At 48.8% G+C, this 12,191-nt stretch carries 13 protein-coding genes and 1 tRNA gene; 6 read left to right on the top strand and 8 right to left on the bottom strand.

Annotated features, from left to right (window positions below):
* Window positions 1–46 precede the first annotated feature (46 nt).
* Both Q0257_RS08105 and Q0257_RS08100 read right to left on the bottom strand, forming a co-directional pair.
* A tRNA-Lys gene (locus Q0257_RS08105) sits at window positions 47–122 on the bottom strand.
* Window positions 123–377: 255 nt separating this feature from the next.
* Complete coding sequence (locus tag Q0257_RS08100) at window positions 378–1,193, bottom strand: lipid-binding SYLF domain-containing protein (protein ID WP_005872227.1); 816 nt, start codon at window positions 1,191–1,193, stop codon at window positions 378–380.
* A 108-nt stretch (window positions 1,194–1,301) separates the two neighbouring features.
* Here Q0257_RS08100 and Q0257_RS08095 point away from each other — a divergent pair, with 108 nt between their 5' ends.
* The 3 genes from Q0257_RS08095 (at window position 1,302) to Q0257_RS08085 (ending at window position 4,755) form a co-directional block, all read left to right on the top strand.
* The gene (locus Q0257_RS08095; RefSeq protein WP_298023819.1) at window positions 1,302–2,114 is read left to right on the top strand and encodes a M23 family metallopeptidase; all 813 of its coding nucleotides are present in this window, start codon (window positions 1,302–1,304) and stop codon (window positions 2,112–2,114) included.
* Window positions 2,115–2,139: 25 nt separating this feature from the next.
* On the top strand, window positions 2,140–4,047 hold the full coding sequence (locus Q0257_RS08090) for a hypothetical protein (protein WP_298023817.1): 1,908 nt from the start codon (window positions 2,140–2,142) through the stop codon (window positions 4,045–4,047).
* A 144-nt stretch (window positions 4,048–4,191) separates the two neighbouring features.
* Window positions 4,192–4,755, top strand: a complete 564-nt coding sequence (locus Q0257_RS08085; RefSeq protein ID WP_298023814.1) for a methylated-DNA--[protein]-cysteine S-methyltransferase — start codon at window positions 4,192–4,194, stop codon at window positions 4,753–4,755.
* Window positions 4,756–5,560: 805 nt separating this feature from the next.
* Here the strand turns inward: Q0257_RS08085 and dapE are convergent.
* Together dapE and Q0257_RS08075 are read right to left on the bottom strand one after the other, a co-directional pair.
* Window positions 5,561–6,739 (bottom strand): succinyl-diaminopimelate desuccinylase, encoded by a 1,179-nt coding sequence (gene dapE, locus Q0257_RS08080; protein ID WP_298023811.1) that lies wholly within the window; start codon window positions 6,737–6,739, stop codon window positions 5,561–5,563.
* 15 nt (window positions 6,740–6,754) lie between these two features.
* A complete protein-coding gene (locus tag Q0257_RS08075) occupies window positions 6,755–7,351 on the bottom strand; it encodes a LysE family translocator (protein ID WP_298023808.1) in 597 nt (198 codons plus the stop codon).
* 579 nt (window positions 7,352–7,930) lie between these two features.
* On the opposite strand from Q0257_RS08075, the gene Q0257_RS08070 reads away from it, so the two are divergent.
* On the top strand, window positions 7,931–8,089 hold the full coding sequence (locus tag Q0257_RS08070) for a hypothetical protein (protein WP_298023805.1): 159 nt from the start codon (window positions 7,931–7,933) through the stop codon (window positions 8,087–8,089).
* A gap of 273 nt (window positions 8,090–8,362) precedes the next feature.
* Here the strand turns inward: Q0257_RS08070 and Q0257_RS08065 are convergent, their stop codons facing one another.
* The 4 genes from Q0257_RS08065 to mobB all read right to left on the bottom strand — a co-directional run bounded on the left by Q0257_RS08065 (window position 8,363) and on the right by mobB (window position 10,329).
* Window positions 8,363–8,530, bottom strand: coding sequence for a hypothetical protein (locus Q0257_RS08065; protein ID WP_298023802.1), 168 nt, complete (start codon window positions 8,528–8,530; stop codon window positions 8,363–8,365).
* A gap of 242 nt (window positions 8,531–8,772) precedes the next feature.
* Window positions 8,773–8,982 (bottom strand): hypothetical protein, encoded by a 210-nt coding sequence (locus tag Q0257_RS08060; RefSeq protein WP_298023799.1) that lies wholly within the window; start codon window positions 8,980–8,982, stop codon window positions 8,773–8,775.
* Window positions 8,982–9,830 (bottom strand): class 1 fructose-bisphosphatase, encoded by an 849-nt coding sequence (locus Q0257_RS08055; protein ID WP_298023796.1) that lies wholly within the window; start codon window positions 9,828–9,830, stop codon window positions 8,982–8,984. The genes Q0257_RS08060 and Q0257_RS08055 overlap by 1 nt, the downstream gene beginning before the upstream one ends.
* 10 nt (window positions 9,831–9,840) lie before the next feature.
* A complete protein-coding gene (mobB, locus tag Q0257_RS08050; protein ID WP_298023793.1) occupies window positions 9,841–10,329 on the bottom strand; it encodes a molybdopterin-guanine dinucleotide biosynthesis protein B in 489 nt (162 codons plus the stop codon).
* A gap of 100 nt (window positions 10,330–10,429) precedes the next feature.
* On the opposite strand from mobB, the gene Q0257_RS08045 reads away from it, so the two are divergent.
* Both Q0257_RS08045 and Q0257_RS08040 read left to right on the top strand, forming a co-directional pair.
* Window positions 10,430–10,951 carry a hypothetical protein gene (locus Q0257_RS08045; protein ID WP_298023791.1) on the top strand — a complete coding sequence of 174 codons (522 nt, stop codon included), beginning with the start codon at window positions 10,430–10,432 and terminating at the stop codon, window positions 10,949–10,951.
* 10 nt (window positions 10,952–10,961) lie between these two features.
* The gene (locus Q0257_RS08040) at window positions 10,962–11,918 is read left to right on the top strand and encodes a hypothetical protein (protein WP_298023788.1); all 957 of its coding nucleotides are present in this window, start codon (window positions 10,962–10,964) and stop codon (window positions 11,916–11,918) included.
* Window positions 11,919–12,191: the final 273 nt, after the last annotated feature.

The raw sequence follows: 12,191 nt of genomic DNA, 5'->3' as shown, positions 1-12,191 counted from the left end.
TTTTAAAAAAATCAAAAAACTAAAAATAGGGGGAAAATTTGATAGATGGTGTCCCGTGTAGGATTCGAACCTACGGCCGCCTGATTAAGAGTCAGATGCTCTACCAACTGAGCTAACGAGACAAGAACTATAATTGTAGTGATAAAAATATAAAAAACTGATTAAATTTTATAAAAATTTCGTTAAATTTCATAAAATTTTATTCGGTCTTTATATATCTAATAACTCATAAAAATTAAATAAAATACTTTAGTAAAGAACCAATAAATCTTTTTAAAATAACCTATGCGCTTCGATTTCACATCTAGGCGCTCTTGCGCAAACTCAACGCAAAGTCCAAAACAAGAAGCCCCATAAGCGGGGCTTAACTCGATAATTTATTTTGCTTTTTTAGCCTTTTTGCTTCGCGTAGCCTTAGCATGAGTTCTAGGAGAGCGGTTTGAGATGATCGGCTTACCGTCAGGATATTTTTTCTGCACGTGATTTACAGGTATCGCCGCACTGCTGCTAGCGCCGTATTTCTCGCCGTTTGTAAAATACTTCCTCATCACTTCTTTCCATCTTTTTGCGTATTTATTCGCGCGCGGAGAGTCATTTAAGATGTCCTCGTAGTCGTAAATTCTCTCATAGAAGTCGTTAGTTAGTTGATCGTCGATAGTGATTCTGCCGTTGTCAATCGATACGCCTAGGTAGACGCCTGTTTGCTCGCCCGGGCTTACCATCCATGCAGAAATATCAGGCAGATCGGTTGCGCGGCCTGTTCTTCTACCTACGCCGCCTGCTGCAGCACCTACATTGATCTCAAGGGTGTCTGTGCCAGTAAAAATGTCTTGATATGACTTCGTAGTATGGAAGATCATCACGATGTCGCTCGTCTCGTAGCCTGCTTGCAAGCCCACGCCGTAGCCTTTATATTTGATAAAAATCGGCGAACTCCACTCGCCGTTCTCGCCTTTGACGCTAAAAATTCCATCGCCGTATTGTAGCGATGCGCCCGCAGCTAAACGTTTTACGTCGGTTAGTATTGCGACGGCTTTAGCGCTGGTTAGATAGCGCTCATCGGTGCCGAAGTTATTAGCCGCTACGAAAGATCTAACGACGTTAGTCGCCGCTATAACCTCTTGATTTGCCACGACGTCCGCGTGCAAAAGACCGCAAAGTGCAACAGATGCTAGAAGCAAAAACTTTTTCATCATTTAATCCTTTTAAAATTGAATTTTCGTTATTATAACAGCAATTTCATTTGTTTTAGCTAATTTTTAACAAAAAATTGATGAAAAATAACGAATTTTGGAAAATTTATGAAATTTCTAGCTATTTTTGCACTTTTGGCGATCAAAATTTTCGCTTTAGACATAGTAAATGGTGACGTTATTATCTTAAAATTAGATAAAAACACGACCGAGTTGAGCTTTGGCTCAAAGAAAATCCCCCTTATCGAGGCGCCAAATTCTAGCGATAAAATCGCCGTTTTGGCGGCGAACTACCGCGCTAAGGGAGATTTCGCGCTGCGGATAGTAGATCAAAGCGGCATCCGCGAGCAGATCGTCGCTTTGAAAAAGGGCGAGTATAAAAAAGAGGCTCTAAGCGTCGCGCCGGGCAAGGTTAAACCGCCCAAAGAAGCCGCCGCGCGTATCAAAAAAGAGCTCAACGAAGCCAACGCGATCTATGCGATTACCACGCCGCGCTATCTTTTTTCCACGCCGTTTGAGCTGCCTTTAAACTCCAAAATAACCTCTGCATTCGGCAATGCCCGCACCTTTAATGGCGAGCTTAAAAGCTATCACAGCGGCACCGATTATCGTGCCGCGGTAGGCACTGCGGTGCGCGCTGCCAACGACGGGGTCGTAGTCATCGCCAAAGACCGCTACTACGCCGGTGGTTCGGTCGTGATCGATCACGGCGGTGGTATCTATTCGCAGTACTATCATCTAAGCGAGATCAAAGTGGCGCTTGGCGATCGCGTTCGCAAAGGCGATGAAATAGCACTTTCGGGCGAGAGTGGTAGAGTTAGCGGTCCACATCTGCACTTCGGCATCGCGATCAACGGCGTGAGCGTCAATCCGCTAAGCTTCGTCGCTAAATTTAATGAAGTGGTTTTTGGCGAGCGCTAAAATGTCCTACAATCCGAAGGAATTAATGAAAAAAATTCTCGCAGGCAGCGATTTTAAGCTAAAAGGCTCGGTCAAAGGTCGCGTGCGCGTCGCGAGTAGGGACGGAGCGATCGTAAATTTTACCGCCGCAGACTTCGGCGTGCAGAGCCTAAACGACAAAATTTCGCTCAGTGGCGAGCAGTTCGAACGCTTTAGAGCTAGAATTTTTGGGATTTTAAACTCCGGCGGACGCGAGCTTGCAGGCAGGCTCACGCTCTCTTCTACGCCCAAAAAGAAAGCCCGCGCAGATCGTCTTCGCGCAGCGGATGGTTATGGTTATGCGGAGTTTGACGGCGTCTGCGATTTTGGTAGCTTTTGCGAAGGAGATTTAAGCGCAGTTTCGCCCGAGGCTGGCGACAGCTTGGCAAAGACTTCGTATACTACAAATGCAAGGCGCGGCGAGCGAGATTTTTCTGCGCGCAGCGCTCATAACGCGCAAGATTTTACTTCGCAGGCAGAATTTCAAGATGTTTCGCAAGCAGAATTTTATGGTGCGGCTCGGGCGGAATTTTGCGTAGATACCGCGTGGGATACGGCGTGCGAGAATTTAATTTCGCAAAATGATGCTGCGCAGGATGATATGAGCGTGGGGCTCGCCGCTAGTTTCGAAGAGAGCGCAAATGCGAGGAGTGAAAAATTTATGCCGCAAAGCTCTGCGCCTGCGAATTCTGCCAAAGAGCAAAGCTTGATTCCTGCATCGCGAAATTTTATTTCCGCGCAAAGCTCTGCGCTCGTGAAAGATTCCGTATTTGGGGCGCAAAATTCTAATTTTATGGCGCAAGCGGAGAATTTTGCAGCTGAAAATTCGTTTGTAGCAGAGCAGGGCGCGGACTTACGAAGTAAAAATTCTACGGCGCAAAGCTCTGCATCAAAAAATTCCACTTTCGCAAATTCTGCGCTTGATATAAAGTGCGCAAATGATTGCAAGCCTCAAGGCTCCGAGTTTTCCAAGGGGCAAAGCGCTAATTTCGCTGGCCGCCGCGCCGCAAATTTTGCCTTAGAAAATGCCTCGGAATTTACGCCTCAAGATGAGAATTGCGTTGGTGAGAATTCCGCGTTTTTGGCAAAAGGGCAAAATTACGCGCCCGAAAATTCCGACGAGCAAAATTTAGCACAGAAAAGCTCCGCACAAGAGCGACATCCTTTAAATTTGCCGCCGCAAGCGGGAAATAAATTTGTGCCCGAATTTGAGCAATCCGCGCAGCCTGAGTTAACGGGTGAGAATTCTACGTTTGCTTCTTCTATGGCGAAGGGGGCGCTTGGTGATGAGCCTGCGTCTGCAGCTTTTGGGAGCGAATCAACTTTTGCGGCCAAGCCAGTAAATTTTTATGATAAACCTGCGCGCAAAGCGCCTACGAAAGAGCGCTCGAGCCTTAGAGAGCGTCCGCAGGCTCTGCCTATTGCAAGCGCTTCGCGTCCTATCTCGCTGCCGCAAGCGCCTAGAGCTAGGCTCATTGAGCTTAAGCCGCGTTTCATAGGCATCGCGCATAGGATTAAAATTTCGTTTTTGAAAAAGAGTGCGAGCGAGCCGGGCGAAGGGGTTTTGGCGCGCGTTCGCATTCCGCTTTTGATGGAGAATTTCGGTCTTAATGATATTTTGTCGTCCACGGCGAGCTACCAAATGGCGAAAAAGATGGTGCGCACGATCGCTGATCTTTACATCGCCAAGGACCTGCGCGGCGTGCACATAGGCGTGCCGGTGCGCCTTGAAATGGGCTTTAAAAGCGGTATCTCTGACGTCAGCAACCACGCCTTTATATTTAAGCTCATCGAGGACAGCCTCGTTAAAAACGGCGTCATCGACGATGATAACGCAGATATCGTGCGCGAGATCAAGCTTTTTAAGCAAGACGTTTTCGACGGGGTTTTAGTAAACATCGTACGGTTTGAGTAGAGGCTTTGCGGCGCCTCGCGTGTAAATTTTAAAAAATTCGCGTTACCGCATGAAATTCCATCGTTTTCGAGCTTTAGCTTGCACCGCAACAAGCGCTTTTTAAAATTTTTTTGATCAAACCAGTAAAAATTTGAAAGGATTGAGATGCAAAAAGCCTTTTTTAATTCGCCTATTGGAATGCTTGAAATTTGTGATGACGAGATCGGGATCTGCAGTATCGACTGGGTCAAAAGCTCTGTCTGCGGGCCAAATGATGAGATCTTTAAAAAGCACGACGCAGAGCTTAAATTCGGCTTTGTGTGTGCTGTGGATGATAAAGGACGCGATTTAAGGCTTAGCGATTTAAGAAAGAATTTGGCTCTTTGCACCGACGAGCTTAGCGCCTATTTTAGGGGCGAGCTTGAAAACTTTAGCGTTAAACTGAGCCAAAATGGCACGCAGTTTCAAAAGTCCGTGTGGAGCGCGCTTTTAGAGATCCCTTACGGCGAGGTCATGACATACGGCGAGCTAGCTGCGGCTATCGGCAGACCGCGCGCAAGCCGCGCAGTAGGTAGCGCAAACGGCAAAAACAAAATCCCCATCATCGTGCCGTGCCACCGCGTCGTAGCTGCGGGCGGGCTCGGCGGATACAGCGGCGCGGGCGGCGTAGCGACCAAAGCGTGGCTGCTAAACTTCGAAAGAGAAAGCTTAGCCAAATTTGGCAAGTAAAATTCCGTTAAATTCTGCCTTGCCGCTCAGGCGTTTATTTTAAAATTTTACCGCGCGATGCTGCGAAATTTCATAAAGCGATTTTGTAAGTTTCTAGTTTTGTGGCGACCAAGGCAGTTAAAATTTTGAAAGAAGCGAAGCCTGCTTGAAGCTCTAATTTGGAATTTATCGCGCCGCAGACATTTGCTATGAGTGGTTGAAATTTTTCGCGGCGGTAAAATTTAGCCTTGCGCAATTCTGCGCTGAAGTTCTTCGATAAATTTTCATCTTGCGTGCATTTAGTGCGGCAGCGCGCGAGGCGGCAAAATTTTGCCGATCCTTTTGCGCAGATAGGCAAGGATAGCAAGGTTTTGCGGTAGAATTTTGCATAGCTTAAAAATAATTCTGCGTCACCGCGCTGCAAGGTAAAATTCAACGCCGCCGTATTAAGGCAAAGTAAATTTTTAATTGCGCTTGCCGAAGCGGGGTAAAATTTCCATAGAAGTAGTAAGGCAGGGCGGAATTATCTCAGCGGCAACGTGACTAAGTAAAATTCTATAAACCCACGAAGCGGGCGGTATCCCAGCAGAAACGGCATTGTCCTGGCCAAGCTCTTGCGAAATCGACGTTGCATAGCAAAGTAATTGTAAAAGCGGCGAGCGTGCTGCAGATAAAATTCTTAGCAAAAGCGGCGCAGAGCGAAATTCCTACGTAAGACGCGAGGCAAAGATAAAATTTGCCAAGCAACTACGAGCGAAAACCCCGGCAAATTTGGCGAAGCTTGGCAGAACGCAGAAAATCTACGCAGCTTTGCCAAATTCTTAAATTAGCCGAAATTTTCTATCAGATCGCTAAAAATTTTAGCTAGATTTTCGACGTCGCTAATCTCTACTCGTTCGTTGATCTGATGGATCGTGTCGTTTCGCACGCCAAACTCCGCCGTCTCCACGCCAAACTCCGCGAAGTATCTCGCATCGCTCGTGCCGCCTGCGGTGTTTAGCTCGGCTGCTGCGCCACAGATCTTCTGCACGCTAGCGCTTAGTTTTTGCACGATTTTGGAGCTTCGCTGAGTTAAAAAAGGCTTTGAGGAGCTTTTTAGTGCGAGATGTAGCGATGCGCCTGCTCGCAGCTGTGCGGTGCAGCTCATTTCTAGCTTGCCGCAGGATTCGCTTTCGTTGCATAGCGCGTCTTTAGCGTCCAATTCAAATAACTCTAGTACATAGTCTCGCACGTCTTCTAGCCCCAGCCCTACGCCGCCGCGGACGTTGAACATCATGCGTACGTCCTTGGGTGTTACGTTTACGACCTGCGAACCGCCGCGAATGTCGGTGATGACTATCTTAGCTGAAGCGAAATCCTCGCTACCCGCGTCCAGATCATGCCCCGCGAGGCTTGCAAGCACCGGCGCTAAAATGTGGACAGGATTGATGCATTTATCTTGGTAGGCTGCGTGCCCGCCGATACCCGTGAGTGTGAGGACGCCGTTAATCGAGCCGCGACGGCCGATCTTAATGGTATCACCGAAGCGCACTTCGCATGTAGGCTCCGCAACGATTGCGAAGTCGGGTAGGGCACCTTGCTCGCGCAATTTAGAGAGCATTTCGCGCGTGCCGTAGATGCCGTCACCCTCCTCATCGCTGGTTAGCAGCAGGCTTAGCGTGCCCTTAAAATCGCGTGCCGCCGCTAGCGCGCAGATTGCCGCTGCGATGCCGCTTTTCATATCCTGCGCGCCGCGCCCGTATAAAAAGCCCTCCGCTTCCACCGGCTTAAACGGATCGCTCGCCCAGCCCTCGCCCGGCGGCACGACGTCGATGTGCCCGGCAAAGCATAGATGCGGGCCGTCTGAGAAGCGCTTTGAGAAAAGCACGTTCGTAACGCCGTTTAGCTCGAATCTATCCTCGCTAAAGTCCGCCAGCAGCATCGAGACGTAGTTGAAAGCCCCGTCGTCGCTAGGCGTGAGCGAGCGGAATTTGATGAGCTCTTTTAGAATTTCAATCGGTTTCATAAGCCATCCTTTGGTTTAAATTTTAGCGAAAATTATAGCGTATAAAAGCTTTAGTGCGAAAAATGTCAAAATAAACGCCGAGATATATGCAAATGCCCGCACTACTATGTTTGGAAGCTTGCTGCGAGCTAGATATATCGCAAGCGGAAAAAGCGTGATCCAAGCTAAAATTCCGCCTACAAGCCCCGCAAGGGCAAGCGCGAAATCTGCTCGCGCGGTGCCGGCAGAGACGCTGAGCCAAAACATAATGACGTATGGATTTAGTAAATTTATCAAAAAGCCTTTGCCGTAAAGCGCCGCGCCTGAGCAAGCCTCGACGCTCGCAGGTTGCACCGAGCTAGCCGCACCATGCCAGATCTTGTACGCCGTGTAGAGCAAAAAGCACGCGCCAAATACCGATACGCAGGTAAAAACGATCGGGATTTTAGCTAACTGCGATATCCCGAATGCCGAGAGCGCCAGATAGAGCATATCCGCGCTCATGGCGCCGAGGCCCAGGCACAGCGCCTTGGTGTAGCTTCGCAGCGCGTAGGACATTATCAGTACGTTTACCGGGCCGATCGGCACGCTAACGCCCAGCCCCATCAAAACCCCTTGTACGAATGGCTGCATTCCTCTGTTTATATCCCCCAAATCTGTCTAAAATTTCGGCACGCGGCATTGCGAAAAAATCTATGGGCGCGGCTTTGCGAATAGATCGATGACGCACAGCTTCGCGAATGGATCAATCCTAAAATTCCGCGCGACCGCCGATCGATTTTAAATTTAACGCAAACGCCGCCGTATGCGCCTTAGCTTTAAAATTTTAACGTGTGCGTCGTAGCGAGCTCGGCTCTAAAATTTTTAATGTGTGCGGTTGCATGCGCCTCGGCTTTGAAATTTTAACGAGCGCTTCACATACACGCTCAGTCGCAAAATTTCAATATGAGCATTATGTGCTTGAAATTTATACGAGCATTCGTGCGGCGGACCCGCTCACTAGACTTCAAATTTAGTTTTTAAATTTTAACGCATAGATCGTAGTTTAAATTTGCACTTTAAATTTTGCGGCTAGAATTTTGCGAGGCAAAATCCGACGTCTCGCCGCGTCGCTAAGTTTGCGAGCTAAATTTCGCAAGGCAAAATTTAAACCGCCGAAATTTTGCTTTGCAGAATTTCAGACATTCGCGTATCCGCACTCATAAATAGCCTATGATCGCAGATAAAATTTTGCGAAGCGAAATTTCGCGCCTTAAAATTTTATCCGTAAATTTTAAAAACTGCGGCTCGTGCAAGTCGGTAAGTTTTAGTCACGTAAATTTAAAGATCGCGGCGATAAAATTTAACCCGCCGAAATTTTACTTTGCGTAATTTCGCGTATTCGCGCTCATAAACGGCTCATGATTGCAGATAAAATTTTGCGAAGCGAAATCGCGCCTTAAAATTTTATCCGTAAATTTTAAAAACTCAACGAAGGATACAACCCCGCCGTTCCGCCTATCTTAAAATTTTATCCACAAATTTTAAAAATCCGACCGCGGAGCCCGAGATCAACGTTTGTCCGCTTCAATTATCCGCGTGCCGAATTAACCGTATGTGCGTTTGAATTTAGCCGCGCGCCTGCAATTTAGCTACGCCCTCATTTTAAGTTTTATCGGCAGCCCCAAAACCTGGTCCGCAAAACAGATGCGCTGCAGAGTAGACCCTACCGCAATGCCAAATCGTGCCGTAAATTTTATCGTTTCGCAGTGGGGTAAATTCCGTGCTGTGAAGCAAGAACCTGCGCACCGCCGTATTAAATCTGCGCCGCAAAGCGAATTCCGCGCTGCAGCTTGGTTTGCAGAGATCTTGCGCGCAAAGCTCGCTTTGCAAAACATTGCGACGCAAGAACTCTAAGCGGCCGGCCTCTCGAAAATCCGACGCTAGAAGCTCGTTTTATAAAAATTACGCGCCGCAGAGCGAATTCCGCGCCGCAGCTATCTTCGTGAAAATCCTGCGCCGTAAGAGCTTTAAGTAGCCTGCTTCGTAAAATTCCGCGATTGCAATAGCTAAATTTAAAACGAAAAATCCCCCGTCGCGCCGTGCGACATGCTCTCATAAACCGCCTTGACGTACTTGTCGCGCACCGCGCAATCTAGCAGCTTCTCGCACTCCAAGCAGCTGGTGAGGTTGTGCTCGGCTTGGCACGCTTGCAGCGCGGCTAAGCTTTTATCTAAAATTTCGTCGTAAACGTCGCGCGGCGTGGTACTTTCAGTATCCGCCATCAGTTTTTCTCGCCGTAAATTTCATGCATCTTCGCGATCTCGTACTTCGAGCCGAAAAAGCAAGGGCTGCTTTGGTGGATTTTTTCAATCTTTAGTTGTAAAAGCGAGCCGTTTTCACCGTCGCTGGTGGCGCCTCCCGCGCGCTCGAATATGAACGCAAACGGCAGAACCTCGAAAGTTACGCGAAGCTTGCCGTGCGGATGGTCGCTAGTAGCGGGGTAGCTGAAAAGTCCGCCGCCTTTTAATAAAATTTGATGCAGGTCGCTTACCATCGCGCCGCTGTATCGCAGGCGGTATCCCTCGTCAAACAGCGTGCGCACGAGCTTTCGGTGCGGATCGCTCCAGCCCTTTTGCGTCGCACCCGTGGCGTTTAGTTTGCCTTTTTCGTTTAGTCGTAGATCTTTTACGAAGCTAAATTTGTCCTCGCGATTTAGGCGGTAGAGCTTCGGAGCGTCCTCGCAAACGACCATCTCAAGGCGCGGCCCGTAGATGCAATAGATCGCTGCCCTTAAGCTTGCGGGCGAAATTTCGTCCTCGTAGATGCCGAAAATCGAGCCCACGGCGAAATTCACGTCCACTAAGCTTGAGCCGTCGAGCGGATCGTAAGCGACGATTAGGCGCGCGTCCTCTCGCAGCGTCAAAATTTCATCTTTCTCCTCGCTGATTAGGGCGCGCACGAGCGGATTTTTGCGAAATTCCGCTTCGATTATGGCGTCGCTTTTTACGTCGAGTTTGAGCTGCGTATCGCCCGTGCTGTTGTGATGATCTGTGTAGCCGAAGTCCGCGTATTTCAGCTCCTCGGCGATTTGTAGTGCGATATTTTGGATTGATTTTACGATCTCTTGCATTCTGTTTCCTTTACATTTTTTTGGCGTTTTTTAAGATCCATTCACTAATGCCCGCAGCGTCGTTGATGTCAAAATTTACGCGGCAAAACCTATCCATCTGCTCGCCGCTTAAATTTGAAGCGATCGCGTCCGAAAATGGCAGATACGCCTCATCGATCCTGTCGCGAAACAGGCTTATGCGCGGCAGCGGCAGCGTCTTTAGCCCCTCTACGAGCAGGATATCGAAATCTCCGAGCATCCGCACGACCTCGTCGATTTGCATGCAGCGCTGCGAAAAATAGCTCGTCCGCGTCGGGCTCATCACGACGGTTTCAGCGCCGAGCTCGCTAAATTTGGCGCTGTCCTTGCCCTCTACGTCAAAGCGCGCCTTATCGCCAGGATCGTGCTTTACGATCGCGATCCGCAGGCCGCTTGCGATAAAAATTTTAGCGATCTTGCAAATTAGCGTCGTTTTGCCGCTATTGGAAGGGCCTGAAAATGCGATAGCAAGTCTTTTCATTTTTAAAATCCGGCTTTTTAAGATGAGCAGATTGTAGCGAATTTAGCCTTTTAAAAAGCAAAATTCGTTAGAATGCGCCTAAAATTTCAAAGGAAGATCGATGAATAAATTTGATTTTAGCGGCGCGCTAAACGACCTGCTAAAGGGCGCGCTCCTAGCCGCGCTGGCATTTTTTTTAAACTCCTGCTCCGCAAACGATCCCCGCCACGATCCGCTTAAAAACGAGTTTCTTGCTTACACGCAAAAATTTGAATCGGTGCGCGCGGGCGATCGATATTTGGGAGTGGCGACCTATCTAAATCCCGTCGCGCCCGAGCTTAGAAACGCCGCTGGAGACGAGGTGTTTTTGCTCACCTCCTATCCTAAAGAAGTGCAGATCGGCGCGGTGCAGCTCAACGGCGCAAACGCAAACGTAGTGCCGCTGCACGACGGAGATCCGCTTTTGCAAAAGGAGCTTTTTAAGATCGCGTGGGCGAGCCGCTACAAGATCACCGCGCCTAAGAGCGATAAGGACGAGCTGGTGCTTAGCTACCGCACCTCAAATGGTCTGGGTGCCACGATGAAATTTCGCAAAGTTTCAAAGTCGCTGTATTGGCAACCGCAGATCGATCTGAAAGATTAAAGGAGAGAGGATGGGCTACGACATAAGCTACCATGCGATCGGCAAAGATGAAATTTCGCAGTGGTATTTTGAGCCGCTAAAGCTCGCGCAGAAAGGCGATTTTGAGGCTATCGCTAAAATCGCGCGCGAGGTAGAGATGGATGAATTTTACGTGGAGAAATACGCGGACGGCTTCCGCTCGGCGCTGCAGTACGGCACAGGGGGCATTTTTAATAAAACGCACGGATTTCACATTGCCGTGACGCAGGGCTATTTTAGAGAGTATTTTTACACGCGCGGCACGGCGTTTAGCTTTTTGGCGGCGCAAAGCTTTAAATTTAAACCCTACATAAGCGATTGGCGCGAGGTTTTGCCGGCGGAATTTTTAGCGGAATTTAGCGGCGAAATTCACAACGAGATCATCGAAAACTACTGCTGCGGCGCATATCTAAATGCCGATAACGTGCAGAAACTGCTGCGCGATTATGAAGCGGGCGGCGAGGTTAAATCCGCCGTAGATGAGTTTTATGCGCAGAATTTGCCCGTGTTTTTAAAGGCGCTAAATTCTGCCGCAGAGCTTGAAGTAGGGCTGCTTGAGGCTACCGAAGTGGTTGAGCCCAATCCGATTGATCTTAATAGGTCCGAGTCGTTTTCAAATCTTTTTAATTGCGATCAGCAGGGCGCGCTAATATATGCGGAAATCGCCGCACAGCAGATCGGCGAGGCGATAGAGCGCAGCAAGGCAGGCGGAGGCGTTAGGATGGTCAGAGAGAATTTTACCTTGCGCGGCGCCAATGCAACGGGCAGCGGCAGTGTGATGGAAGCGGATGGCGGCACAATGAAAGCAAGCAGCGAGCATTCCGTCCCGTGCAGCGGCGATACGATAGAAGGCGGCAGTGAGAATTCCGCCACAGAAGATCATGAAGACGAAACCTGCGCAGGCGGCGAAAAGTCGCTTTTTGACAAGATCAAAGGGCTTTTCAGATAGAAATTTGATCGCTAAATTTTAAAGCGGCTCGCGGAGTCGTACGATTTAAATCGCGATTAAATCATCTTGCGCTTGTAGGCTCCGCGCCGCTCGGTCAAATTTAACTAAAACAGCGCGGCAAGGAGGCGTAGATTCAAAATTTAAAACTTGCCAAAATTTTAAAACGGCGGCTTGCATATCCGAAGTTACGAAATTTTAAAGCATCGCAAACAGGCCGCGAAGAGGTTAAATTTAAACCCGCTGTAGCCTTTGCGGCGGGGAATCTGCGGATAG

The organism is uncultured Campylobacter sp. (assembly GCF_938018035.1).
Taxonomy (GTDB): Bacteria; Campylobacterota; Campylobacteria; order Campylobacterales; family Campylobacteraceae; genus Campylobacter_B.
This window is presented reverse-complemented; position numbering and strand designations above follow the sequence as displayed.